At 43.1% G+C, this 24,944-nt stretch carries 22 protein-coding genes; 6 read left to right on the forward strand and 16 right to left on the reverse strand.

What is annotated here, in order from left to right; translation table 11 throughout:
* Positions 1–13 precede the first annotated feature (13 nt).
* Positions 14–1,372: a peptidoglycan DD-metalloendopeptidase family protein gene (locus AC0L46_RS03850; protein ID WP_473505894.1), complete on the reverse strand. Its 1,359-nt coding sequence runs from the start codon at positions 1,370–1,372 to the stop codon at positions 14–16.
* Positions 1,373–1,771: 399 nt separating this feature from the next.
* Between AC0L46_RS03850 and fdhD the strand changes: the two genes are divergently transcribed.
* Together fdhD and AC0L46_RS03860 are read left to right on the forward strand one after the other, a co-directional pair.
* On the forward strand, positions 1,772–2,599 hold the full coding sequence (fdhD, locus tag AC0L46_RS03855; RefSeq protein ID WP_473505896.1) for a formate dehydrogenase accessory sulfurtransferase FdhD: 828 nt from the start codon (positions 1,772–1,774) through the stop codon (positions 2,597–2,599).
* Positions 2,592–4,931: an FdhF/YdeP family oxidoreductase gene (locus AC0L46_RS03860; RefSeq protein WP_473505898.1), complete on the forward strand. Its 2,340-nt coding sequence runs from the start codon at positions 2,592–2,594 to the stop codon at positions 4,929–4,931. The genes fdhD and AC0L46_RS03860 overlap by 8 nt, the downstream gene beginning before the upstream one ends.
* Positions 4,932–4,985: 54 nt before the next feature.
* On the opposite strand, the gene AC0L46_RS03865 is transcribed toward AC0L46_RS03860, so the two are convergent.
* Positions 4,986–6,305: a methyl-accepting chemotaxis protein gene (locus AC0L46_RS03865; RefSeq protein WP_473505900.1), complete on the reverse strand. Its 1,320-nt coding sequence runs from the start codon at positions 6,303–6,305 to the stop codon at positions 4,986–4,988.
* A 324-nt stretch (positions 6,306–6,629) separates the two neighbouring features.
* Here AC0L46_RS03865 and AC0L46_RS03870 point away from each other — a divergent pair, with 324 nt between their 5' ends.
* Positions 6,630–7,619, forward strand: coding sequence for a 2-hydroxyacid dehydrogenase (locus AC0L46_RS03870; RefSeq protein ID WP_473505902.1), 990 nt, complete (start codon positions 6,630–6,632; stop codon positions 7,617–7,619).
* 159 nt (positions 7,620–7,778) lie between these two features.
* Entirely contained in the window at positions 7,779–8,633 is an 855-nt protein-coding gene (locus AC0L46_RS03875) for an inositol monophosphatase family protein (RefSeq protein ID WP_473505904.1), read from the forward strand.
* Positions 8,634–8,716: 83 nt separating this feature from the next.
* Here the strand turns inward: AC0L46_RS03875 and AC0L46_RS03880 are convergent, their stop codons facing one another.
* Positions 8,717–8,992 carry a hypothetical protein gene (locus tag AC0L46_RS03880; RefSeq protein WP_317004621.1) on the reverse strand — a complete coding sequence of 92 codons (276 nt, stop codon included), beginning with the start codon at positions 8,990–8,992 and terminating at the stop codon, positions 8,717–8,719.
* Between the two features lie 263 nt (positions 8,993–9,255).
* Here AC0L46_RS03880 and AC0L46_RS03885 point away from each other — a divergent pair, with 263 nt between their 5' ends.
* The gene (locus AC0L46_RS03885; RefSeq protein WP_473498624.1) at positions 9,256–9,600 is read left to right on the forward strand and encodes a metalloregulator ArsR/SmtB family transcription factor; all 345 of its coding nucleotides are present in this window, start codon (positions 9,256–9,258) and stop codon (positions 9,598–9,600) included.
* Positions 9,601–9,702: 102 nt separating this feature from the next.
* On the opposite strand, the gene phnE (AC0L46_RS03890) is transcribed toward AC0L46_RS03885, so the two are convergent.
* From phnE (AC0L46_RS03890) to AC0L46_RS03930, 9 genes are all read right to left on the reverse strand, one after another.
* Positions 9,703–10,512 carry a phosphonate ABC transporter, permease protein PhnE gene (gene phnE / locus AC0L46_RS03890; RefSeq protein WP_473505907.1) on the reverse strand — a complete coding sequence of 270 codons (810 nt, stop codon included), beginning with the start codon at positions 10,510–10,512 and terminating at the stop codon, positions 9,703–9,705.
* The gene (gene phnE, locus AC0L46_RS03895) at positions 10,500–11,288 is read right to left on the reverse strand and encodes a phosphonate ABC transporter, permease protein PhnE (protein WP_347982459.1); all 789 of its coding nucleotides are present in this window, start codon (positions 11,286–11,288) and stop codon (positions 10,500–10,502) included. The genes phnE (AC0L46_RS03890) and phnE (AC0L46_RS03895) overlap by 13 nt, the downstream gene beginning before the upstream one ends.
* Positions 11,288–12,085 carry a phosphonate ABC transporter ATP-binding protein gene (phnC, locus tag AC0L46_RS03900; protein ID WP_414681024.1) on the reverse strand — a complete coding sequence of 266 codons (798 nt, stop codon included), beginning with the start codon at positions 12,083–12,085 and terminating at the stop codon, positions 11,288–11,290. Before phnC ends, phnE (AC0L46_RS03895) begins: the two co-directional genes overlap by 1 nt.
* A 9-nt stretch (positions 12,086–12,094) precedes the next feature.
* Complete coding sequence (gene phnD / locus AC0L46_RS03905; protein ID WP_473505910.1) at positions 12,095–13,036, reverse strand: phosphate/phosphite/phosphonate ABC transporter substrate-binding protein; 942 nt, start codon at positions 13,034–13,036, stop codon at positions 12,095–12,097.
* 149 nt (positions 13,037–13,185) lie between these two features.
* Positions 13,186–14,166, reverse strand: coding sequence for a lipid A deacylase LpxR family protein (locus AC0L46_RS03910; protein ID WP_473505912.1), 981 nt, complete (start codon positions 14,164–14,166; stop codon positions 13,186–13,188).
* 256 nt (positions 14,167–14,422) lie between these two features.
* Positions 14,423–15,796: a short-chain fatty acid transporter gene (locus tag AC0L46_RS03915; protein ID WP_473505914.1), complete on the reverse strand. Its 1,374-nt coding sequence runs from the start codon at positions 15,794–15,796 to the stop codon at positions 14,423–14,425.
* A gap of 122 nt (positions 15,797–15,918) precedes the next feature.
* Positions 15,919–17,094, reverse strand: a complete 1,176-nt coding sequence (locus AC0L46_RS03920) for an acetyl-CoA C-acetyltransferase (protein ID WP_473505916.1) — start codon at positions 17,092–17,094, stop codon at positions 15,919–15,921.
* Between the two features lie 61 nt (positions 17,095–17,155).
* A complete protein-coding gene (locus AC0L46_RS03925) occupies positions 17,156–17,815 on the reverse strand; it encodes a CoA transferase subunit B (RefSeq protein ID WP_473505918.1) in 660 nt (219 codons plus the stop codon).
* Positions 17,816–17,829: 14 nt separating this feature from the next.
* A complete protein-coding gene (locus AC0L46_RS03930; RefSeq protein ID WP_347982465.1) occupies positions 17,830–18,534 on the reverse strand; it encodes a CoA transferase subunit A in 705 nt (234 codons plus the stop codon).
* 127 nt (positions 18,535–18,661) lie between these two features.
* Between AC0L46_RS03930 and AC0L46_RS03935 the strand changes: the two genes are divergently transcribed.
* Positions 18,662–19,558 (forward strand): LysR family transcriptional regulator, encoded by an 897-nt coding sequence (locus tag AC0L46_RS03935; protein WP_473505920.1) that lies wholly within the window; start codon positions 18,662–18,664, stop codon positions 19,556–19,558.
* 70 nt (positions 19,559–19,628) lie between these two features.
* On the opposite strand, the gene AC0L46_RS03940 is transcribed toward AC0L46_RS03935, so the two are convergent.
* The 4 genes from AC0L46_RS03940 to AC0L46_RS03955 are packed head-to-tail and all read right to left on the reverse strand — an operon-like array spanning position 19,629 to position 24,850.
* Positions 19,629–21,356 carry a dipeptide ABC transporter ATP-binding protein gene (locus tag AC0L46_RS03940; protein ID WP_473505922.1) on the reverse strand — a complete coding sequence of 576 codons (1,728 nt, stop codon included), beginning with the start codon at positions 21,354–21,356 and terminating at the stop codon, positions 19,629–19,631.
* On the reverse strand, positions 21,356–22,261 hold the full coding sequence (locus AC0L46_RS03945) for an ABC transporter permease (RefSeq protein ID WP_473505924.1): 906 nt from the start codon (positions 22,259–22,261) through the stop codon (positions 21,356–21,358). The genes AC0L46_RS03940 and AC0L46_RS03945 overlap by 1 nt, the downstream gene beginning before the upstream one ends.
* Before the next feature lie 13 nt (positions 22,262–22,274).
* A complete protein-coding gene (locus tag AC0L46_RS03950) occupies positions 22,275–23,237 on the reverse strand; it encodes an ABC transporter permease (protein WP_473505926.1) in 963 nt (320 codons plus the stop codon).
* A gap of 32 nt (positions 23,238–23,269) precedes the next feature.
* Positions 23,270–24,850 carry an ABC transporter substrate-binding protein gene (locus AC0L46_RS03955; RefSeq protein ID WP_473505928.1) on the reverse strand — a complete coding sequence of 527 codons (1,581 nt, stop codon included), beginning with the start codon at positions 24,848–24,850 and terminating at the stop codon, positions 23,270–23,272.
* Positions 24,851–24,944 lie beyond the last annotated feature (94 nt).

Here is a 24,944-nt window from a genome sequence, read left to right on the forward strand (position 1 = left end):
AGAAGTGTTGAGCTTAACTTTCCCTAGCCATCATCTTCACCCAACTCGCAACATGCTGTTCATATTCCGCTTTCGCCTCAGATGGAATAGATTGAGTCGTTGGAATCTTAGTCGTCATTGGGTTCACTGGATGACCTTTCACATGCAATTCATAATGCAAATGAGCACCCGTTGTTCGACCCGTATTGCCAGATAAAGCAATGACTTGGCCTCGTTTTACTTTCTGGCCTTTTTTCACCAACACTTTACTTAAATGCAAGAACCGAGCGCCATAAGGCCCGTTATAATCAAGCACTAGGTATTTGCCTGCGTATTTGTGAGTCGCAACACGAGTCACTATGCCATCACCTGTTGCTAGTACTTTTGTGCCCGTTGGTGTGGCTAAATCCACACCATTATGTGGCGCAGGGTGCCCAGTAATTGGGTGTAATCGGTTAGCATTAAAAGAGGAACTGATTCTGTATTCTTTTTCAGTAGGCCAGCGTCTTAAGGATGGTGTCAGGCTGTTGCCTTCCTCATCATAAAATCGACCATCCGAGTGCAGAAAAGCTCGATAGGTTTCGCCTTTCACCGTCATCTGCAATGCTTCTAGCTGAGTGGTGCCGACCTGAATACCATCAATACTTCCCGTTTTCAGAACCAGATCGAATGCATCATTTGCTCTTAAGTCTTTGCGAAAATCCACACGACCTTCTAACACATCATGAATAATGAGTATGTTACTGTCCGACAAACCTATTTTCTTAGCGGACTCATAGAAGCTGCCTTCAATTTGGCTGTGTACCACCTGTTGCGAGTAATTCACAGGTGTGATCTGTTCCTCGTACGAATAACCACCGCTTTCATGTCGTACATAAGACACACTTTTGCTGATATCAATACGGCGAGTTAAAGAAACCAAACCGCCAGCTTCATCCAATGTGAAGGTGTATTTTTCTTTGGGTAATAAAGGCTCAAGCACCAGATATTCTTGATCCGCGTCTAAAATGGCGTACATGGATTTTCTCGACAAACCAAGACGAGAAAAAATACGAGCCAATGAGTCACCAGACTTAATCACATAATCAATGGAGGTATAGGTAGAAGCAGGCGTTTCTTCAACAGCTGGTTGTAAAGGAGGAGTCAGTATACTTTGTAATGTCGAGTCGATTATTTCCTGCAATGGATCAATAAAAACCGAATCATCTTTGTGTTCACTTACGTTTGATTGCTGATTGTTTCCATTAGGCAAAACGTATTCGTCGAGGTTATCAGCGGGCACAACTAGGGCTTTATAAACCAGAAAAAAAATGAAGAAGAGGCTGATATTGATAGTTAACCAAACTTTAGGTGCAGAAAAGCTCCAATGGGTAAGGCGTCTTATAAATTGCATAAACTAGCTCGTTAAACAAAAAGTGGCTCAAGAGGAAATAAGCTCCATGTCGATACCATCGACCACACTTATTCCAATAAATAATAAAAAGTAGAACCACACTTTGTAGTATTGGCATTCGCCTTACTACCGTTGGGAGGTAAATAATCCCACTCTATGCTTGATTCCTATAGAGTTTTACAAAACCCGTACAAAACATTATTGACATTAATAATCGGGGTAGAATACGGCATTTCCCCTTTTAAGGAAATACCCACTCTAACGAGAAAGCCACACTTGCCCATTAACTCCTTATTGAAGAGTTCATAAATGCTACTTATACACTCGAAAAATATTGGACGGCCTCTTTCCTGCTGAGTAGTATAAAGTTTAAGTTCCCTATCAGTAACACACTTACTTATGTCAGATTTTTCCGGTTACCAGATACGTTCATTTCATTATGGAACAGAATCAACAAGCCTAGAATCAGCCATTTTGGTGGAGGAAACCCCTCTCGCCATTAGTGTTGGTGGCATTGCCTACGCCGTCATGATGGTAACCCCTATTCATTTGGAAGAATTTGTCATTGGCTTTGCTTTAAGTGAAGGCATTATTGAAGACTTATCCGACCTCCGTGATATCCATATTGAAGCCGTTAAAGCTCAATTGGACATTGATAGTATTTCGATCAATTTAGACATCAGTCCGCGCAGGTTTAATCATTTTAAGCAAAAACAAAAAACACATCTTGGAGCAACAGGGTGCGGTTTATGTGGTGTCGAATCCTTAGCTCAAGCCATTCCAGAGTTGTCCAAGTTAGTATCAAGCAACCCTATTGAACCCGACACACTCATTGCACTAAGACAGCAATTAAAAGAACATCAAAAGCTTGGTCAACTCACAGGAGCAATTCATGCGGCTTTACTTCTTTCTCCTGACAACAAGCCAATCTGTTGCATGGAAGATATTGGGCGCCATAATGCTCTAGACAAGATAATTGGTTTTGCTAAAAAAAACGCCATAAGCTTACATAATCATAATGTGCTAATGTCGAGCCGATGCAGTACAGAATTGGTGCAAAAGGCAGTCCGTGTTGGTCTGTCTCAACTCACACATTTAGCATCACCTAGCACCCTTGCCGTAAAACTTGCTAAGCACTATGGGCTTACATTGATTCATTTACCTAAACAAGATGCGCCTCGTATATTCGCACCTTGTATGCAGTCAGAGGACACAGTCAATGAGTAAAAACGCAACTAATGAAACAAAGAATTTTTACAAACCTTATAAAGGGCCAGCAGGTGGTTGGGGCGCATTAAAAAGCACCACAGAGCATTGGTTTAAAAGTGAAAACGCGGTGCGAAATATCCACACGCTTTTAAAAACCAACCAACCTCATGGCTTTGATTGTCCAGGTTGTGCTTGGGGCGAAAAGCACGATCCTGCCAAAATACGTTTTTGCGAAAATGGTGCTAAAGCCGTCAACTGGGAAGCAACATCCCGCAAGGTAGACGCTGCTTTTATGGCAAAACACAGTGTTTCTTGGTTAAACACGCAAAGTGATTACTTTCTTGAATATCAAGGTCGCCTCACAGAACCACTTAGCTACAATCGAGAAACAGACCATTATGAGCCTATTTCTTGGGAACAAGCCTTTCAAAAAATAGGCGAGACACTGAAAGCTCAATCGAACCCAAACAAGGTCGCTTTTTACACCTCTGGCCGCGCGAGTAATGAAGCTGCGTTCCTCTATCAACTCTTTGCTCGTGCCTACGGAACAAACAACTTTCCAGATTGCTCGAACATGTGCCATGAAGCGAGCGGTTATGGATTAACAAGCAGTATCGGCATAGGCAAAGGCACGGTAGAAATAGACGATTTTGAAAAGGCTGATGCCGTATTTGTTTTTGGACAAAATCCCGGCACCAACCACCCTCGCATGCTAGAAACACTCAAAGAAGTCGTGCAGCGTGGCGGCCAGTTGATAAGCTTTAATACCTTGCACGAAAGGGGGTTAGAGCGCTTTCAGAATCCACAAAACCCAATTGAAATGCTCACCAATGGTTCAAAGCCAACCAGCACAAATTATTTCTGCCCTAAGATTGGCGGTGACATGGCAGTGGTTCGAGGCGTTGTGAAAGTATTAATCGAAATGGAAGAAGCCGCTCAAAAAGAAGGCAAAGCCATTTTTGATCATGACTTCATTAATCAACACACTCAAGGTCTAGAAGACTACCTAGAACAGGTGAAGCAAACCTCTTGGTCTGACATCCTGCAACAATCTGGTTTAACCAAAGAAGACATTGTTCATACAGCCAATGTCTACGCCAAAGCAGAAAGTGTCATCATCACATGGGCGATGGGCATCACTCAGCATCACCATTCTGTGGCAACCATTCATGAAATAGTAAACTTGCTTGCCTTACGAGGAAATCTAGGCAAACCGGGAGCGGGCGCCTGCCCTGTGCGAGGGCACAGTAACGTACAAGGTGACAGAACCATGGGCATTAATGAGTGCCCTTCTCCTGCCTTCTTAGATGCATTGGAACAACGCTTTCAATTTACACCACCAAAAGAACACGGCTTAGCCGTCGTCGACACGATTCGTGCCATGCGAGATGGAAAAGTCGGTGTATTTATTGCTCTCGGCGGTAACTTTGCGGCGGCAACGCCTGATACACAAGCAACAGAACATGCTCTTAAGCAATGTGAGCTGACAGTTCAAATCAGCACCAAGCTCAATCGCTCTCACCTGATTACAGGTAAAGATGCCATCATTTTACCTTGTCTTGGTCGTACCGATATTGATCATCAAGAAAAAGGTCAACAGAAGGTAACAGTAGAAGATTCCTTTAGCATGATCCATGCTTCTGGTGGTGTACTGGAACCGCTAAGCAAGCAGCAAAAATCTGAACCTGCCATCATTGCTGGCATGGCAGAAGCGACGCTAGGAAACTTCCCAATTAATTGGGCTGAAGCAATCGCTGATTACGATATTATTCGAGAACATATAGCAGCGGTCGTTCCAGGCTTTCATGGTTTTAATCAACGTATATTGGAAGATGGCGGTTTTTATCTTGGTAACAGCGCAAGAGAGAGAAACTGGAAAACGCCATCTGGAAAAGCCATTATTCACAGCCATCCATTACCAGAATCCATTCTGCCAAAACGTGCGCAAGACTTGTCTTCCGAGAAAACACTTGTCTTGCAGACTTTACGGTCACACGATCAATACAACACAACTATTTATGGCATGAATGACAGATACCGAGGCATAAAAGGCGAGCGAAATGTTGTCTTTATTAACCCTGCGGATATACAACGCCTAGGCTTTAAAGAAGGCCAAAGTGTAACATTACGGTCAATATGGGATGATGAAACAGAGCGTAAAGTGAGTAATTTTAAACTGGTTCCCTACAGTATTCCTGCTGGTAACATCGCAGCTTACTACCCAGAAACCAATCCATTGGTGCCACTCGATAGCCTTGGAGAATTCAGCAATACTCCTACGTCAAAAAGCATCGCTATTGAACTAGAAGTCTACGAAGCAAACAGTGAAATCAATTTACAAACAACATAAAAAGCACATATAAAAAAACCGAGCTTAAGCTCGGTTTTTTTATGCTTTATTTCTTTATTCAGAGAACTGATTAGCAAACTGACTAACCGCATCAACAACGCGCTGTGCGCCATCTTGAATTTCGATAATCACATCACCTGCTTCATTAGATAGCTCCAAACCCTTCTCTGCTTGCTGCTTGCCTTCATTGATCAAAGCAACCGCTTTTTCAGCTAACTCCTGATTCTGCATAACCACGGAGACAATTTCTTCAGTTGCTTCACTGGTTCGTGAAGCCAACTGCCTTACCTCATCCGCAACAACAGCAAAACCTCGACCTTGTTCACCCGCCCGTGCGGCTTCAATTGCGGCATTCAAAGCCAACAAGTTAGTTTGGTCTGCAATCCCTTGAATACTCTGAATAATGCTACCAACTAATTGAGACTGCTTATCTAATTCAGAGATTCCCTCTGCTGCTTGTGCCATCTGATCTGATAGTTGATGCATAACTTGCACCGTTTCTTTTACCACTTCACTGCCTTTTTGAGCGCTTGCGTCTGTTTGTTTAGACGTAGTAAAAGCAATATCAGCCGCTTCAGAAACTGCCATCTCTCGCATGACTTGATCTGTGATGATGGTGGCAAATTTCACAACTTTATAGAAATGACCATGAACATTTGAAATAGGATTGTATGACGCTTCTAACCATACTGTATTGCCTCGGCTATCAACTCGCTTGAAGCGCTCAGCAGCAAACTCACCTTTATTCAAACGCTCCCAAAACTGCCTGTACGCTTCTGAGGACGACTCTTCAGTCGTGCAAAACATTCTATGATGCTCACCTTTAATCTGCTCTAAACTGTACCCCATTCCTTGTAGGAAAAGGTCATTCGCCGTCAGAATATGCCCAGTCATATCAAACTCAATAACAGCAGTAGACCTTTGCAATGCAGCAATGATGTTTTCATCTTCTCGAGAATTACTAATGGTTCTCGTTAAGTCATTGCAATATAAAGTAAGCTCTTTAACTTGACCTGTTTTACTGTCAAAAATAGGCTGAAAAATCCCTCTTAACCAAAGAACATTGTCGGCACTTTTTTCAACTTCTATGGCACCGACCCAATGCTTCTTATTTTTTATGGCATCTATAAAAGCGTTATAATGTCCAGTATTTCTAGAATAAGTAGGAGTGAAGTCAGTTAACTTTTTTCCGATCAAGTCTTTTTCCGAAAATCCCAGATCATTGGTCACTTTTTGGTTAACAAAGGAGATAACCCCCTCTTCGGTTAACTTTATAACCAGCATCTCCAGTTCTAAGCTTTCTTTCACTTGCTTAAGTGCATGCAGCTGCTCCTTAACTAACTCGAGCTCATTCTTCAAATTTCCATTAAACATCCTAGTCTCCAAAGCGATTCGATATAAAATATAGGCGATAACCAAACAGTAATGAGAACAGTATAGCTCAGACCAATTTTTTTTCGGTTTTAATATAAAATTCAGATTAGATATTTTCTCACAAGGCCAAATAAAATCATTACAAAGGAACACTTCTTTACAATATTCAAAAAACCATTTACACGCGCAGTAATATAAATAAAAAAGTAGGTCTTACCATTCTTTTATTGCTCTACATCAAACGACTCACTAAAAGCAAAGCAACGACAAGGGTTTTGCGCTATAAATAAACCTTCTCTTTTCCAAAACGACAGGATTACGTTTATGAAAATCGCCGTTTTCTCTTGCAAGCCTTATGACAAGCGCACACTTTCTACTTATACGCAAAATACAGATTTATCTATGAGCTATTTTGAAAGTCGCTTAAGCATGGAAACCATCGACTTAGTAAAAGGTTTTGATGCTGTGTCTTGCTTCGTCAACGACGATGTGAACGAAGAAGTCATTAAGCGCCTGAAACAACAAGGCGTGAACACCATCGCATTACGTTGTGCTGGCTTTAACAATGTAGATTTAGAAGCAGCAAAACAAGAAGGCATCAAGGTGTTTCATGTACCAGATTACAGCCCAACATCTGTGGCGGAACATGCTGTTGCTCTGATCATGACGCTGAACAGAAAAACTCACAGAGCTTATCATAGAGTCAAAGAAGGCAACTTTGCGTTAGAAGGTTTAATGGGATTCAACCTAGAAGGCAGAACCGTCGGCTGCGTTGGAACAGGCCGAATTGGCGCGGCTTTTTGTCGCATCATGAAAGGGTTTGGTTGCGATGTTTTATGTTACGACCTTTACCCTTCAGATGAGCTAATCAGCATAGGTTGCAAATACGTGTCTCTCGACGAACTATACAGCCAAAGTGACATCATCAGTTTGCACTGCCCATTAAATGAATCAACTCATCACCTGATCGACAATCAGAGTTTGAGTAAAATGAAAGATGGCGTGATGATTATTAACACAAGCCGTGGCGCACTTGTTCATGCTCAAGAAGCCATTGACGCTCTTTACAGCAGAAAAATTGGTTATTTAGGCCTTGATGTTTATGAGCAAGAAAACGAAATGTTTTTTGAAGACATGTCTTCTCACATCATTCAGGACAGTGTTTTCCAACTCATGCTGACATTCCCAAATGTTGTGGTCACTGGCCACCAAGGTTATTTCACTGACGAAGCGTTAAGCCATATAGCGGAAACAACCGTTGATAACCTACTGCATGATCAGAATGAAGAAAGTCATCAACGCCAACTGGCTTAATCAAAAATTGGCATTTAAGTATTTAAATGCCAATTCTCTTCCTCAGCGATAGACCCAAGCTCATCGGTTAATTGAAATGATTTACTAAAAGTGCCAACAAACTGTCACCTTGATCACGTATAATTCGTAACAGTTTGAATAAAAAAGGATGGCAAGATAATGAATTTCAACGAAAGCGCTCAAAATCAACTTATAGAAATCGTTCGTCGCGCAGGACAAGAAATTGTCATGACTAACTTTCGCCAGTTGAGTTCAGCTGATGTTGAAACCAAAAGCAGCTTTAGCGATCTGGTCACCATTGCAGACAAAGCCTGTGAAGATTTCATTACTCAGCAAATCCAGCAACACTTTCCTGATTGGGCGATTGTAGGCGAAGAAGCCACCGCTGAAGACACATCTACAACAGATAAGATCAACCAGTCAGACATTTGCGTGATTATCGACCCAATCGATGGAACTTGGAATTACGCCCACGGCATTGCTGACTTCGGCATTATTCTTGCCGTCCTAGTAAAAGGAGAAACACGCTTCGGTTTACTTTATGACCCAGTAAATGACGACTGGATCTATGCCAACAAAGGCGAAGGCGCTTTCTTCCAACGTACTTCTTTGAAAGAAAGAGGCACAGGACAAATTCCAAGCCAAGCACCATTGGCATTAAAGATAACAGCCGAAGCAGAACTTGAAAGGCTTGCAGGCATTATGTCGATACACTCTTACACTGGCGACAAACAAAAAGACTTCGCTATCAAAGCAACCCGCTTTGCTCGAATCAACAATCTGCCTTCTTGCCCTGCCTATCGCCAATTGTCTCTTGGGCATTTTCACTTCAGCCTCACCTACAAAATGCTTCCTTGGGATCATGCAGCAGGCGTACTTATTTACACAGAAGCTGGCGGTGTTTGCCGACTGTTGAATGGCACAGAATACAACCCAGCCATGTTAGAAGGCGAACTGCTTGCCGCTCAATCTGAAGCACAATGGCAAGCCATCGCAGAACACTTCAGAAAATAATAAACCTAATCTAATAACAAAAAACCGTTACTCTGGCGTAACCAAAGTAACGGTTTTTTAGTTCTAAACCTATTTCTAGGAGATTATTTTTTCATCGCTTTAATGTAAGAATCCAGCGTTTCTTGGCTTGCTGCTTTTAATGTCATGCCGTTTGGACCCGCCCCAATATTGCTAAATTGTTTTGCTGGCTCACCGTGTTTTTCAAAGAATGCTAAGTTCTCAGAACCGGCTTCAAAAACCCATAAACGGCCATCTTCGATCTTTGTTGTAAAGCCATCTAAATCAAACTCTGATGCGAAAGCTCCCATGCTTAAAGACGCGCCCAACAATGCAGACATAATCACTTTAGATTTATTCATAACACACCTCATTTACTTGGATTGATAAAATTGATGAGGCTATCTTGCGATACTTTTATGTCAGAAAGATTACAGAAAACAGTGAAATATACATTTTTCCGCATATATTTTATTTCATATATTAAAGCTACTGAAAAGTCTCATATTTTCCTTTAAAACCGATCAGCACCCTTTCCCAACTATCTGTTAAACTAGCCAATATTGATCAATAAACTACAGAGAATAAACACGGTTGGTTTCCCCAAACAAACCTAAGGAAAACAATGGATCCGATTCAATTTTATAAATGCTTATCCGACGAAACTCGTCTACGCAGCATGTTACTAATTTATTTAGAGAATGAATTATGCGTATGTGAATTAATGGTGGCATTAGATGAAAGTCAGCCAAAAGTATCGCGCCATCTTGCTTTATTAAGAAACTGCGGGCTCTTGACGGATCGTCGTCAAGGACAATGGGTATATTACAAAATCAATGCCGCGCTACCAAAATGGGCACTCACAGCGCTTGCAGAAACAGCAACAAACAACACCAAGTTCATGAGTATTAATCAGCAACGACTTAACGATATGGGCGATCGCCCAGAGCGAACGGTTGCTTGCTGCTAATCACAAACTAGCGTAAACACCTGCAAAAAAAGAGCCGCCAACGAATACACTGAGTATTCATTGGCGGCTCTTTTTATCTTATCTAACAAGCATTCACTGATGTTAAATCAACAAGCTTCTCACCCTGGCTGAAATGTATTCAGACACCACAACCGTCGCCAAAATCACCAGAATAATCAAGGTCACTTGAGGCCACGCCAAGACATTCAACGAAGATGACAGGAACAAGCCAATGCCGCCCGCGCCAACCAAGCCTAATATGGTGGATTCTCGAATGTTAATGTCCCATCGGAAAATCGTGATGCTTAAAAAAGCAGGCAAAATTTGCGGGATAATCGCGTAAGCAATGGTTTGAAAACGAGACGCGCCCGTCGACTCAATCGCTTCTACGCTGGTGCTGTTGATCTCTTCAATGCTTTCATACAGCAACTTCGCCACAAACCCGATCGACCTTAAACCAATCGCGATAATACCTGCCAAAATCCCCGGCCCTAAAATCGTCACCAATAACAAAGCCCAAATCAACGAATTGATAGAACGCGATGAGGCAATGATAAACAACGCAATCGGGCGCACAAACTTTGTGGACGGCGTGGTATTTCGTGCAGCCAAGAAAGCAACAGGAAACGCCAGAATCACACCAAGCAAGGTGCCTAAAGTCGCGATATTCAAGGTGTCCCAAAGGGCTTTATACAGCTTATTGATGTACAACCATTCTGGTGGAAACATGCGATCGATTAAATCAGCCGCTTGCACAGGTGCGTCATAAACAAAAAACCAAATCGTGTCTTCCGTCATTTCCAACCAGCAAAAAACGGTCAGTAACACAATGGAAAACCAAAATCCCCAAACGGTCCATGCTTTGCGCCTAGTATGACTTTCCCATACTAATTTTTGTTCTAACTCACCCATTTTCTTATCCATCCAGAAAGGTATTCACACGCCAACACAATAAGAATAATTAAAATGAGAATGGCACCAGCAGAATCGTATTCGTAACGATCAATCGAAGTATTCAAGGTCGCACCAATGCCGCCTGCGCCAACAATGCCAATGACCGCTGATTCACGAAAGTTGATATCGAAGCGGTAAAACGACAAACCAATCATACGCGGCATCACCTGTGGCCAAATCGCGATGTGCATGCGTTGCAACCAAGACGCGCCTGTTGAGGCAATGGCTTCCAATTGCTTTTTATCGATCTCTTCGATTTCTTCTGCGAGCAGTTTTCCTAGAAAACCAATTGTCGCGTAGGTTAGCGTTAAGAAACCCGCAAAGGCTCCGAAGCCAAAAAGCGCCACCAAAAAGATGGCCACTATGACTTCTTGCATAGAACGAGAAACTGCAATAAAAGATCGACAAAACAAATAGATAGGTTTTGGAGAAATGTTACGCGCCGCGCCCATTCCAAATGGAATAGACAACAGAATTCCAACCACCGTTGAGGTCACCGTCATGGTTAAGCTTTCATAAATCCCAGAATAAATGTCCGCCGCTCGACGAGTAAAATTAGGGTTCAAAAAGCCTTCGATAAAACGACCACCGCGCTCCAAACCTTCGTAGACGCGTTGCCAGTTCACCTCAATGCTGCCAATACCGACAATCAAATACAGAAAAAAAGCGATCCAAAGCGCGATGCGCCAGCGTTTATCTGGCACAAGATAATGAGGCCTTTGCCAAGTTCGCATTAAGCGGCCTCCTCACTTTCCTGTTCATCGTCTTCGTCGTCTGGCTTAACGTCCGTCCAATCTTCGTCGCCATAAATGCGCGTCAGCACGTCTTCTGTTAATTCATCAGGCTTGCCGTCAAACACCACTTCGCCACCTTGCAGACCAATAATGCGATCCACAAACTGCATCGCCAGCGGCACATCGTGAATATTGATAATCGCCGACAAAGCTTTTTCACGGCAAATAGACTGAATCAAACGCATGATTTGACGAGACGTTTTTGGGTCCAAACTTGCCGTTGGCTCATCCACCAGCAACAAACGAGGATCTTGCGCCAAGGCTCTGGCAATCCCCACACGTTGGCGTTGACCACCAGACAATTCATCAGCTCGTTTATTGGCATGATCAATCAAACCAACACGGTCTAAATATTCAAAAGCATTATCAATGTCTTCTTGTGGATAGCGACGTAAGAAAGAACGCCAAAAAGACAAATACCCCAATCGACCAGACAAGACGTTTTCCATCACGCTCAGTCTTTCAACCAAGGCGTATTCTTGGAAAATCATCCCAATGTGACGACGTTGCTCGCGAATTTTGCTGGAAGACAAACTGCTCAAGCTCACATCGTCCAACTGGATATTGCCTTCACTTGGATCGATAAGGCGGTTTACACAACGAATCATAGTGGATTTACCGGCCCCACTCGGGCCGATAAGTCCAACAATTTCACCGTCAGGAACCTCAAAACTAATGTCTTTTAAAACCCAAGGACCAGACTTATAACGCTTTTTTAAGTGTTCAATTTTAAGCACTGAAAGATCCTATCGGCAGTTGTATGAAACGCCGTTTGCGTCATCAATTTTACGAATCACATTCCAGTGTTGCTTAAAGGTAATTGGCAAGAACTGACCTTCTTTCGAGAACTCTTCTTTCAGCTTGCTGCCTTCCCATTTGTAAGAGAAAAACGCTTCTTTGATTTTTTCTTGAAGCTCAGGCTTAAGGTTGTAAGCCACGCCGTAGCTTGTTGTTGGGAAAGTTTCAGATTTATAAATGGATTTTATTTGGCTGGCTTTCACAACATCACGATCAATCATTCGATTCAATACAGAGTTTGCTACAGCCGCTGCTGGGTAATCTTTGTTTGCCACACCCAAAATAGAGTTGTCATGCTTACCAGAGAACTGAGGCTCGAAGTCACGCTCAGGAATCAAATCAAAATCCGCTTTTAGAATCGCAGAAGGCGCTTTAAAACCAGAGTTAGAGGTTTGGGACGTAAAGGCCAACTTGCTGCCTTTAATGTCTTTAGGAGAATTGATACCAGAATTTGGGTAAGTGATGATTTCCATCTCATAACCAAAAGAACCGTCTTCTGCTGCCATCATAGTAAATGGACGATAACCCGCACAAGCAACCGCTAATGGGTTAGAACCTGTGTTAAAGCCTGCAATGTGAAGACGACCAGCGCGCATTGCTTCGATTTGCGCGGCATTAGATTGTACTGGGAAGAAACGCACTTTCTTGCCTGTTACGTCTTCCATGTGCTCTAGGAACTCAGACCAAACATCTGCATAAACGGCAGGATCTTCGACTGGTGTATAAGCAAAAATCAAAGTACTAGGGTCAATTAACTTAGACTCATCCGTTGGGATATCAGCGATTAAATCATTGTCTTTATCCGTGTAACGGCTGTCCAAAGAAAACTCTGCATTGGCTGCGCCTGCTGCAAACATTGACGCCAAAAGTACTGGGTATAACAGTTTCATAGTGTCGCTCCTGATTAAGTAATCACGAAACTCTACCCCTGCTTTGTGACAGTTCAGTTAAAACATGCAAATAAACATATATAAGGAATGATTCTCTTTTTTAACCAAAATTTATTTCTGATTTAGGCCGTATACAGCTTTTAAAACAACTATATCTGCCACGCAAATGTCAGTGTGCCGTAGCTATTAAAGTCGTCTAATCGATGATCACTGCTGCCGTTATATTGCAATGAGAAAGGCGTATTGATCGCAAAGGCGAGGGAGGAATTTCCCCAAGAGTAAGTCACGCCTAATGCTAAAATATTAATATTATGGTCATAGTCGATGGATCGACTATCGCTGAAGGTATTACCGTCGGTGTAAATTTGGTTAAAGTAGTATTTTAACGCCAGTCCAGAATACACAAACCATCCACCATTTACGGCAATAGGGTTTGATGTTCTTGAGTCTGCAAATAAAGCGGTAGCATAAGAACTTTCTAAGTTTTTACCGTATCGAAAAACAGCGGCTGTACTAATACTACTGCTTAAGGTACCAAGACCTATATTCCCTCCAAGTAAGATATCCGCATGGCCGCTGTCCGATATCCACTCTCGCCATATTCGCCCACGAGAAAACTCAAATACCAATTCATTATTTAATTGCGTATCCCAACCTTTCGGTTCTTGTGCAGAAATAATGGAATGGATGGCCTTCTGGCTTTCCTCTCCCAATGCAAGTGGTCCGACAATACCTAGGGTTGTACTGACTCTATCCGCATAACTTGGACCTGCAGAAATATAGGTATTGGTAAAGCTAATAACTGCCGAATAAGGCAAATCTGACTCGGATGGAATAACTTGTGAAATATCATAAGGGGTCGTTAGTGTTTGACCAAAGCTGTACACATTTACAGCTCTATCAATCGAGCGATTTGGCATACTCCACATTAAAGGTTTTACCCAAATATCCGCTTCATGCTGTGAATAGGAGCCATCATAAACATTGTATTTGGATACATAAATTCCGTTGGTGTAACCATTGTCTTCGCCAACAAAAAAGTCATTATCCAATGTGGCAGACATCCAACTAACATCGCTATAAGCCTGCGTGCCATACAAGAGAAACAAAATAGACGCGAAGGTTTTCAAGAAACTTTCCGCTTTTCTATTATTGTGACTTTTTCTGTCTTTCGTTGTATTCACTTGATTTCAGCTCGCTGATTTTTCTTACGTTACATAACTAAGGAGATATCATTATAAAGCTTACAAAGCGGAACATAGACCAAGAAATATTGAATAATCATGAACTTATCAAGGATAAAATTTTTCTATAAAAAAACACCATCTAAGAAAAACCCAGATGGTGTTTTAAATTGTGTATTTCTTTCTGGATGAAAAGCCATTCTTAGAAAATCAAGAAGCCTAATGAAATGATCACACCAGAACCAATTAAGGCCATCAAGCAATAACCCATTACATCTTTCGCACCAAGCCCTGCAATCGCTAACGCAGGTAATGCCCAGAACGGCTGAATCATATTAGTCCAAGCATCTCCCCATGCAATTGCCATGGCAGTTTTAGCTGCATCAACGCCCAGTGCTGCACCTGCAGGCATCATAACAGGTGCCTGAACAGCCCATTGCCCACCACCGGAGGGAACAAAGAAGTTCACAATACCAGCACTTAAAAATGTAAATAGAGGAAAGGTTGTTTCATTGGAGATAGACACAAAACCCTGTGAAATAACTGCTGCGAGAGAAACACCTGAGTCACCTGAAGCCGTCATCATGCCCATGATTCCTGCATAAAAAGGAAACTGTAATAGAATCCCTGAACAGTTACGTGCGCCCTGAGAAATCGACGTCAGCAAACTTTTCGGAGTACCATGCAGTAAAACAGCAGCAAACAAAAAGGTAAAGTTAACGATGTTTAAATTCAACGCAAAACCATTTGTCACGAAGTAATAAACCACATAAACAAAGCCCATAATGCCTAAAAGCAAAGAAAGAGTACGACTACTTTCAAGACGTTCAGCTGGGCTCATTTCACTTCGATCCTTAACTTCTTCAACCTTAGTTTCTTCCAAAAGCTCAGCATCAATAGTAATGATATCCTGAGGCGCCGGATGCATCAGGCGATTTAACAAAGGAATACTGACAAACATAACCGCTAGAATAGTTAGGTTCATCGGAGAGAAAATGGTTTCTGAGGTTGGAATAGCGCCTGTTACCGCACCATTTGTAACAGTAGTATTATTGCCACCAGCAATCGACAACGGAATCGAGCCTGATAAACCTGCATGCCAAAATAAGAAGCCACTGTAAGCAGAAGCGATTAACAATCGGTAATCTACACCCTTTACTCGTGCTGCGATTTCTCGGGCAAAAATAGCGCCTACGACCAAACCAAAGCCCCAGTTTACCCAGCATGCCATGGCGCTAATCGCCGTAACTAGAATAATAGCTTGTCCCGGTGTTTTAGCGACGCCAGCCAACATGGCTAATTTGCGTTTAAAAGCAGGGGCACTTGCCATAGCGTGGCCCGTTACCACAACCATCGCCATCTGCATCGAGAAGCTTAATAAATTCCAAAAGCCACCCGCCCACGCATTAACAACCTGCATGGGACCTTGCCCTGTGCTCGGCATCACTAATAAAAACACGACAAATGTGAGGATAATGGCAAAAATGAAAGGATCAGGAAGGTAACGCTGCAACAGCAATACAAAGAACTGACTGACTTTTTGTAGACCTGTTTGTTTTTGTTGAATTGTATTCATGAGACTTTTCCTATTTTTATATTTTTTATTAGAAAAATAGTAAGAGAGGTATTCGAATCAGACACTTATGGCACCGACGAATCCTCTCTTCTATATCATGCACTTTTTGATCAATGCATTTTTTAACGCGACACTAACATGGCTACTCCCATACCACCGCCGATACACAAAGTAGCAAGCCCTTTTTCAAGATCTTGCCGTTGCATTTCATGAAGCAAGGTCACCAAAATGCGACAACCTGATGCTCCGATTGGGTGACCTAGAGCAACAGCGCCACCATTAACATTGACTTTATTAGCATCCAAACCAAGTTCTTTGTTGACGCACAGAGCTTGCACAGCAAAGGCTTCGTTGGCTTCAACAAGGTCTAAATCAGCTACTTGCCAATTGGCTTTTTTAAGCACCTTGTTGGTTGCCGCGATTGGCCCCGTTCCCATAATGTCAGGATCAACGCCAGCAGAACTCGCCGCTTCGATGACTGCTAAAATTGGCAAACCTAAGCGTTTTGCTTCTTCATCCGTTGTCACAACCACCATCGCCGCACCATCATTTAATGTGGATGCATTCCCTGCCGTCACACTGCCTTCTTTGGCAAAAGCGGGACGTAGTTTCGCTAGTGATTCCGCATTGGTATTCGGACGAATTTGTTCGTCAGCGTCGACGATCACTGGATCGCCTTTGCGTTGAGGAATTGAAACAGGAAGAATTTCTTCGACAAAACGCCCCGAAGACTGAGCTTGTGCCGCTTTGTGTTGTGATCGCTCTGCGAATTGGTCTTGCTCGGCGCGGCTAATATCCCAACGGTTAGCAATATTTTCTGCCGTCTGTCCCATGTGGTAGTTATTAAACGCATCCCATAGACCATCGCTCACCATGGAATCGACCAGCTCCCAGTTGCCCATTTTTTTACCAGAACGACTGTTAGGCAAAACATGCGCCGCTTGACTCATGCTTTCTTGCCCGCCAGCAACCACCATATTGGCATCGCCATTTAGAACCGCTTGCGCTGCCAGTTGTACGGCTTTTAAGCCCGAACCACATACTTTGTTTATTGTCATGGCAGAAACATGATTCGCCAATCCAGCGTGAATAGCCGTTTGGCGTGCCGGATTTTGCCCACAGCCTGCCGCCAAAACTTGCCCCAAAATAACGTCATCAATGTGATCTTTCAAAATAGGTTGTTTGGCCAGCATACCAGACAAGAGCTGAGTACCGATTTGCACGGCACTTAACGAAGATAAGGCACCATTAAAAGCACCAATTGGCGTTCTCGCCGCTGCAACGATAACCGCTTTCATATGATCTGCTCCTTAATAAAATTCTGTTTATTCTTCTAATTTTGAATAATAAGGCTTTATCTTAAGCAAAAACCATCTCGGGAACATGGTCTGGAACAATAAGCTTACCTTGCGTCTTTTCAATGATTTCGTCTGTGGAAACACCTGGCGCTCTTTCCTTAAGAACAAAGGCACCATTTTCAATTTCTAACCAAGCAAGATCTGTCAGCACTTTTTTGATACAGCCCTTACCAGTCAAAGGTAAAGAGCAGTTTTCTAGCAACTTGGACTCACCCGATTTAGAAGCATGCGTCATGGTGACAATGATGTTGTCTGCGCCAGCAACCAAATCCATTGCTCCGCCCATGCCTTTCACTAATTTGTTAGGAATCATCCACGAAGCAATATTGCCGTTTACATCCACTTCAAACGCACCCAATACGGTTAAATCAACGTGACCGCCACGAATCATGGCAAAAGATTCTGCTGACGAAAAAATAGAAGCGCCTTTGACTGCGGTAACAGTTTGCTTACCCGCGTTGATCATGTCTGCGTCTATGGTGTCTTCCGTTGGAAACTCGCCCATGCCAAGCAAACCGTTTTCAGATTGCAGCATGACGTCCATATTTTCTGGAACGTAATTCGCCACCAAGGTTGGAATACCTATTCCCAGATTAACGTAAAAGCCATCTTGTAATTCTTGAGCGACACGTTGTGCCATTTGTTCTCTTGTTAATGCCATGTCAAACCTCGTTATTATTTTGCTGCTTTTACGGTTCTTTGTTCGATACGTTTCTCAAATGTGCCCAACACAACACGATCCACGTAAATACCAGGAGTATGAATCTGCGTTGGATCAAGTTCTCCCACTTCAACAATCTCTTCTACTTCAACAACCGTAATTTTGCCCGCTGTCGCAGCGAGTGGGTTGAAGTTTTGTGCAGTATGGCGATATACAACATTGCCGTAACGGTCTGCTTTCCAGCCTTTAACAATGGCGAAATCCCCCGTAATAGCTTCTTCGAGTAAGTATTCTCTGCCATTAAATAATTTGGTTTCTTTGCCTTCAGCAACTGGAGTACCAACACCTGTGGCAGTATAAAAAGCAGGAATGCCAGCACCGCCTGCGCGCATTTTTTCAGCTAAGGTGCCTTGGGGAGTGAGCTCAACTTCTAATTCACCATCGAGCAATTGTTTTTCAAATAAAGCGTTTTCGCCTACGTAAGACGAAATCATTTTTCGAACTTGTTTGTCTTCTAGCAAGATGCCCAACCCAAAGCCGTCAACGCCACAGTTATTCGAAACCACTGTCAGACCTTTTGTACCTTTGCGTTGGATCTCTGCGATCAGGTTCTCTGGAATGCCACACAAGCCAAAACCACCAGCTAGAACAATCATATCGTCTTCTAAACCAGCCATGGCTTCTTCGTATGAGGTAACCACTTTGTCAAAACCTGCCATTCCCTTTCTCCTGATTATTATTTTGAAGGAAGTTCAGTTTGACCTAAGAAGATAAATTAATTAAATTTGTTTTATATATTTATTAATAAGTTTTACAAATAAATAAAAACCAACAAAGTGACTCACAATGAATATTAAACAAGTTCGTGCTTTTCTTGCTGTGGCTCAATCCATGAGCTTCGCAAACGCAGCCAACCATCTGCATCTGTCTCAGCCCGCATTGAGCTTGTCGATCAAAAGCTTAGAAGATAGCCTAGGTGGGAAATTACTCACTCGAACCACTCGCAGCATCGCCCTCACCCCAGAAGGTGAAGCATTAGTGCCGATTGCTAGGCGCTTGCTGGCTCAATGGGAAAACGCTGAAGATGAGATGAAACAACGCTTTGCTTTGCAACTTGGTAAAATCACCATCGCTTCTATGCCTTCGTTTGCCGCGTCGTTACTGCCAAAAGCCATTCGCAATTATCATGCCTCGTATCCAGATATTCAGGTCGCTATTGATGATGTGTTATCAGATGTGGTGGTTGAAATGGTGCGAAATAATCAAGTAGAGCTGGGGATTTCATTTGAGCCTGTAGGCTTGCTTGAATTAGCGTTTTATCCATTATACGACGACCGATTTATTGCGATACTACCGAAAGATCACCCTTTAGAAGTGCATGAAAGCATCACTTGGGAATCCTTACTAGAATACGATTTCATCACATTGCAGCGCCCTTCTAGCGTACGAACCATGATAGAAAAAACACTCAGTGACGCCAACATAGAATTGAATGTCGCCTTTGACGCCCATCAGCTTGCAACCGTTGGGCGAATGGTCAGTGATGGAATGGGCGTTGCTGTTGTTCCTGCTCTTTGTCGTCAACAAGCCAAAGAACAAGGCGCTATTTGTCGACCTGTCGTAGAACCAGAAATACATCGTCGCGTTGGTGTCATATGTCAGCCAAGGTCCAGTTTATCTATCGCTGCGGCCGCTATGTTGGATGTTTTGATAGAAACCTACGCAGGAGAAAATGCATTATAAATAATGCTCTCTCCTGTAAGGTTAAATGAATATATTTGTCGATATACAACTCAAATTAGCGCCAGAAAAATCAAAACCCTGCTGGATTAAAACCCCATTCTTTTGGCATGACAGGTGTTAAAGAAAGCAGTTTCTTGGTGTACTCAGCTTGAGGGCGCTCAAATAAGTCTTCCGTTTTCCCCGCCTCTTCAATCACGCCATTTCGAAGCACCACCATTTCATCTGCCATTTGTCGCACCACTGAAAGGTTGTGACTGATAAACAAAATGGTCAGTCCAAATTTTGACTGCAGATCTTTTAAAAGGTTGAGAATCTCGGCTTGAATCGACACATCTAAAGCCGAAGTCGGTTCATCGCATATCAAGAATCTTGGTCGAGCTAACAAGGCACGAGCCACAGCAATACGCTGACGCTGTCCACCAGAAAATTGATGAGGGTATTTATCAATGGCATCAGGTGCCATGCCAACTAACGCTAGCATAGAAGCCACTAATTCTTGGCGTTGAACGGGATCTTTTTCCAAACCATAAAACCAAAGTGGTTCCATTAAAATAGAGCCAATTTTGTGACGTGAATTAAGGCTTGAATATGGGTCTTGAAACACCATTTGAATCAGTCGACGTGAAGAATGTTTTCGACTACGAGCCTTTCCTCCTGGCAATAGCTCCTCACCAAGTTTCATGGTGCCGCCATTTGGCGTAATCAAACCTGTAATGGTTTTAGCGACTGTCGATTTCCCTGAACCACTCTCACCAACCAACCCCATAATGCTACCGGGTTTGACGTTAAAGCTGATTTTATCGAGCGCAATAAAATCATCCGGTTTACGCCAAATCGACTTACGAGTACCAGCAAAACGAACATCTAATTCGGAAATAGAAAGCCCAATTGAAAGCTCTTTGTTTTCACCTTCTGGCAGTGCTTTTTCTTCAAGTAACCACTGCTCAGCAAGGTCGCCTGTGGCTGCACCTTTGGCTTCAACCTCTTTTTCCGTTGGCACACGGAACCGATCAATTTTATGATCCATCGGCGGAACCGCGTCCATCAAGGCTCGCGTATAAGCATGTTTTGGTCGTCCAAGCACCTGAGGCGTTTCACCGGATTCAACCACTCGCCCTTTACGCATGACAGTGACGCAATCAGCAATTTGTGCAATAACACCAATGTCATGAGTAATCAGGATGAAGCCAATTTTGCGTTTATCGGCCAATGAGCGAATCAGTTCCAACACTTGGCTTTGTACTGCCACATCCAATGCCGTTGTAGGTTCATCCGCAATAATGAGTTCAGGATTGGTACAAAGAGCTAAAGCGATAACAACCCGTTGACGCATACCACCAGAAAATTGATGTGGCCAAGATTTGATGCGTTCTGCCGCATTCTTGATACCAATCTCTTCTAGTAAATGAATGGCACGAGCGCGAGCCTCTTCTGCAGTAATATCTTCATGGGCCAAAATGGTTTCGACTAATTGATCTTCCACCGTCATCAGAGGATTTAGACTGGTTTGCGGATCTTGAAAGATCATCGAAATACGCTTGCCGCGCAAAGCATGAGCTTGATTGACGTCCAAAGCCCGCAAGTCTGTATCGCCCAACATAATCTTGCCATCCGCGATATAACCCGGCGCTTGCAATAAACCAATCACGGCCGCGCCAACGGTGGATTTTCCTGCACCACTCTCTCCAACTAGACCATGTATTTCACCGGCTTGAACCTGCAAATTGATGTTTTCAATAGCCGTCGTATCACCAAATCGTGTTGGGAAGCGTACGGTTAAATTTTCCACTCTGAGCATTAGCGTAACCCCGGATTAAAAACATCACGCATGAAATCACCAAGCGTATTAATAGAAACAACTAATGCCACAAGGAACAAAGTCGGTATCCATAAAATCCACCATTCACCAGACAACATAAACTGCATACCAATGCGAATCAGTGTGCCTAATGATGGGCTGTCTGCCGCAAGGCCAATTCCTAGAAACGACAAAGTGGCTTCCAACAAAATAGCGGAAGCGAGATCCACCGTCATAATGACCAAAAGCGGCCCCAAAATATTCGGCAAGATATGGATAAACATAATTCGAATTGGGCGTTGCCCCATGATAATCGCCGCTTGCACGTATTCTTTATTCATCTCTACGAAGGTAGAAGCGCGAGCAGTACGAGCAAAATTCACCCACAGAGACAGAGCAATCGCCAACGTTAATACCACAACCCGTAAGTCCTGTTGTACTTCTGGCGGTAAAATTCCGCGAGCAATCCCATCAATCAATAAAGCCGTTAGAATGGCGGGTAAGGCAAGCTGAACATCGGCAATTCGCATGATAATCGCATCAAAACGACCACCATAAAAACCCGCCGCAAGACCAAGTCCAACACCTAATACAGTAGCAATTACCATTGCAGACAAGCCAATCAATAAAGACAAACGAGCGCCGTATAAAATCGACGAAATCATGTCTCGACCTTGATCGTCTGTGCCCAAAATGAACTGCGAGATTCCGCCTTCCAGCCAAACCGGAGGAAGCAGCCCGTCCATCAAACTAAAGGTGCTCAAGTCGTAAGGATTGACAGATGCAATCCAAGGCGCAAAGGCCGCACCAATAAAAATCATAATGGCAATAACCGCAGCCACCATAACCGCAGGACTACGAGTAAACAGCCAAAGGCCTTCCGAGCGTTTTATAAACTCTTTCATATTTATCTCCTGCCTACACTCGAAGACGTGGATCAATGGCCACATACAAAAGATCGACTAATAAATTCACCACGACAAAGAAGAAAGCGATGACGACTAAATAAACACCCATCACAGGAATATCAACAAAACGAATCGATTCCAAAAACAACAACCCCATTCCAGGCCATTGAAAAACACTTTCCGTCACAATGGAAAATGCAATAACGCCACCAAACTGCAAACCAATAATAGTAATAACTGGCACCATGGTGTTCGCCAACGCATGTCGAAAATACAGCTGCTTCATTGGCACACCGCGAGCAGTCGCAAAGCGAATATAGTCGGTTCGCATCACATCCATCATCTGAGCTCGAACCAAACGCATCGTCAATGTAAGCTGATAAACACCAAGCGTAATGGCTGGCAAAATAAGCGCTCGCCAACCGTCGATAGAAAATAACGAGCTTTCCCAGAAACCAATGCTAACGGTTTCCCCTCGTCCAAACGTCGGCAACCAACCAAGCTGAACGCCAAATAAAAAAATCAGCATGATACCGATAACAAAAGTCGGGATTGAGATACCAATCAATGTGGTCATCAGAATGGTCTGAGTAATAACGCCTCGTGGCCGAAGCGCGGTATAAACACCAGCAGGAATACCAATAATAAGTGAAATCAACAGAGCAACGACGCCCAATTCGAGCGTCGCTGGAATACGACTCGCGATCATATCCGCCACAGGTTGACGAGTACGGTACGAAAAACCAAAATCCCCTTGCAGCATGTCCGCAGTAAAACGCCCAAATTGACTGATGAATGGGTCATTAAGACCCAATTCTTCACGTAATCGCTCTTGATCAGCAATAGAGGTTTCGACGCCTGTCATTTGGGTAATTGGGTCACCCACAAAGCGAAACAGTGAAAACGCCAAAAAAGCGACCGCAAGCATCACGAAAACGGATTGAATGAGTCGCTTAGAAATGAAATAAAACATCAATGTTCCATTCGTTTAGATAAATTTAAATTCTATTTAATCGTAACCCAGCGCAGCATAAAGAAATTATCCGCACGTTGAGTTATGTCGATGTTTTCTTTCGTGGCCCAAATTAATGGTTGCGTATAAAGCGGAATATACGCCACTTCCTTTTGCGTTATAGCAACAACTTCATCCACCATAGCTTGGCGTTTAGCAGGATTAATCTCCTGCAATATAGATGGAAGCAATTCATCAACACGGGCATTTGAGTAATTACCAAAGTTCCAAGAACCAAGTTTCTTCTCGTTATCTTGGGTGTGCAATAAAAAGCGAATTGGATGCTCTACATCGAAGGTACCAGGAGACCAGCCAAGTAAGTACATATCAAAATCATCAGCGCGTAATTGCGTCCAATAATCGCGAACTGGGCCTGTGCTCAGTTGTGCTTTTAATCCTACAGCACTGAACATAGAGGCTGCCGCACGACACAAGGCTTCATCATTAATGTAACGGTCATTGGTACATTTCAAGCCAAAGCTGAAACCGTTTGGATAACCCGCTTCCGCTAGCAACTCTTTCGCACGTTTTGGATTGTATTCAGGACGTGCTGCATTTTTCTCAGAGTAGCCAGAAATACCCGCTGGCACTAATTGTGATGCAGCTTCAATTTTCCCACGGAATAACACTCGATCAATTGATGCCATGTTAATCGCATGAGCGGCGGCTAAACGAACTCGTGAATCTTTAAATGGATTGGCATCATTAACGTCGGATGAATAAAGCAATTTGTCATGTTCGTGACCAAAGCCAAACATAATGACACGAGTTTCTTCACCTTCTAAAACTTTGAAACCTTTACGGCTTTCAACCTGTTTAGCGTCTTGTAGTGGAATCGGTTGAATGAAATCAATTTCCCCAGACAACAACGCAGCAATGCCCGTCGCTGAGTTACCAATCGGAGTAAAAACCGCTTCCGTCACATTATGAGTCGCCGTGTCCCACCAGTTGCTGTAAGGCTTTAGAGTAGTTTTTACACCAGGATCGCGGCTAGACAAGGTAAAAGGTCCGGTACCATTAGTATGAATCGTGGCGTAGTTTTGCGCATCCTTTGCTGGTAACGCAGCGTTGTTCTGTTCAGCCCAGTCTTTATCCAAAATCATGAAATTCGCAATGGAATCTGGAAAAAGCGGGTTAGGATTATTAGTCACAAAATCAATTGTATAGTCATCAACCACAATCACGTCAGAAACAGGAGAAAACCATGAACGTACGTCGGCTACTTCATTAGAGGCTCGCAAATAAGAGAAATACACATCTTCCGCTGTAAAGGCAGCGCCATTTTGAAACGTCACATTTTCGCGTAAATGAAAGCGCCAGCCGTTTTTACCTTCCAATGGCTCCCATGATGTCGCCAAAGACGGTTCAATCGACATATTTTCACCACGTCTAACCAGTCCTTCATAAATATTGTTCAAAAATGACAAGACTGGTGTGGAATTCACCGCATGAGGATCCATAGTTTGTGGGTCTGTATTGGAAGCCCAACGGAAAGTGTCTGCATTGGCGCCCGTTGCGGATAAAAGCAAGATGCTGGACAGTATAGCTGTAGGGCGAAAACTGGTTTTTTTCATAGCATTTTCCTAATGGGTAATTTTAATTAACGTGAGAATAAACAGCTTCTTAATTAAAGTCCACATGCAGACTTCATGCCCAAGATACTGAATT

The organism is Marinomonas sp. 15G6-16, assembly GCF_055809555.1.

What these genes read in the sequence shown, in the direction of transcription:
- phnD (WP_473505910.1), bottom strand. Translation starts at nt 13,036, where the DNA reads ATGAAACTGTTATACCCAGTACTTTTGGCGTCAATGTTTGCAGCAGGC.
- AC0L46_RS03945 (WP_473505924.1), bottom strand. Translation starts at nt 22,261, where the DNA reads ATGAAAGAGTTTATAAAACGCTCGGAAGGCCTTTGGCTGTTTACTCGT.
- AC0L46_RS03850 (WP_473505894.1), bottom strand. Translation starts at nt 1,372, where the DNA reads ATGCAATTTATAAGACGCCTTACCCATTGGAGCTTTTCTGCACCTAAA.
- AC0L46_RS03915 (WP_473505914.1), bottom strand. Translation starts at nt 15,796, where the DNA reads ATGAATACAATTCAACAAAAACAAACAGGTCTACAAAAAGTCAGTCAG.
- AC0L46_RS03930 (WP_347982465.1), bottom strand. Translation starts at nt 18,534, where the DNA reads ATGGCAGGTTTTGACAAAGTGGTTACCTCATACGAAGAAGCCATGGCT.
- AC0L46_RS03950 (WP_473505926.1), bottom strand. Translation starts at nt 23,237, where the DNA reads ATGTTTTATTTCATTTCTAAGCGACTCATTCAATCCGTTTTCGTGATG.
- fdhD (WP_473505896.1), top strand. Translation starts at nt 1,772, where the DNA reads ATGTCAGATTTTTCCGGTTACCAGATACGTTCATTTCATTATGGAACA.
- AC0L46_RS03870 (WP_473505902.1), top strand. Translation starts at nt 6,630, where the DNA reads ATGAAAATCGCCGTTTTCTCTTGCAAGCCTTATGACAAGCGCACACTT.
- AC0L46_RS03955 (WP_473505928.1), bottom strand. Translation starts at nt 24,850, where the DNA reads ATGAAAAAAACCAGTTTTCGCCCTACAGCTATACTGTCCAGCATCTTG.
- AC0L46_RS03860 (WP_473505898.1), top strand. Translation starts at nt 2,592, where the DNA reads ATGAGTAAAAACGCAACTAATGAAACAAAGAATTTTTACAAACCTTAT.
- AC0L46_RS03940 (WP_473505922.1), bottom strand. Translation starts at nt 21,356, where the DNA reads ATGCTCAGAGTGGAAAATTTAACCGTACGCTTCCCAACACGATTTGGT.
- AC0L46_RS03865 (WP_473505900.1), bottom strand. Translation starts at nt 6,305, where the DNA reads ATGTTTAATGGAAATTTGAAGAATGAGCTCGAGTTAGTTAAGGAGCAG.
- AC0L46_RS03880 (WP_317004621.1), bottom strand. Translation starts at nt 8,992, where the DNA reads ATGAATAAATCTAAAGTGATTATGTCTGCATTGTTGGGCGCGTCTTTA.
- AC0L46_RS03935 (WP_473505920.1), top strand. Translation starts at nt 18,662, where the DNA reads ATGAATATTAAACAAGTTCGTGCTTTTCTTGCTGTGGCTCAATCCATG.
- AC0L46_RS03920 (WP_473505916.1), bottom strand. Translation starts at nt 17,094, where the DNA reads ATGAAAGCGGTTATCGTTGCAGCGGCGAGAACGCCAATTGGTGCTTTT.
- AC0L46_RS03875 (WP_473505904.1), top strand. Translation starts at nt 7,779, where the DNA reads ATGAATTTCAACGAAAGCGCTCAAAATCAACTTATAGAAATCGTTCGT.
- AC0L46_RS03925 (WP_473505918.1), bottom strand. Translation starts at nt 17,815, where the DNA reads ATGGCATTAACAAGAGAACAAATGGCACAACGTGTCGCTCAAGAATTA.
- AC0L46_RS03885 (WP_473498624.1), top strand. Translation starts at nt 9,256, where the DNA reads ATGGATCCGATTCAATTTTATAAATGCTTATCCGACGAAACTCGTCTA.
- phnE (WP_347982459.1), bottom strand. Translation starts at nt 11,288, where the DNA reads ATGCGAACTTGGCAAAGGCCTCATTATCTTGTGCCAGATAAACGCTGG.
- phnE (WP_473505907.1), bottom strand. Translation starts at nt 10,512, where the DNA reads ATGGGTGAGTTAGAACAAAAATTAGTATGGGAAAGTCATACTAGGCGC.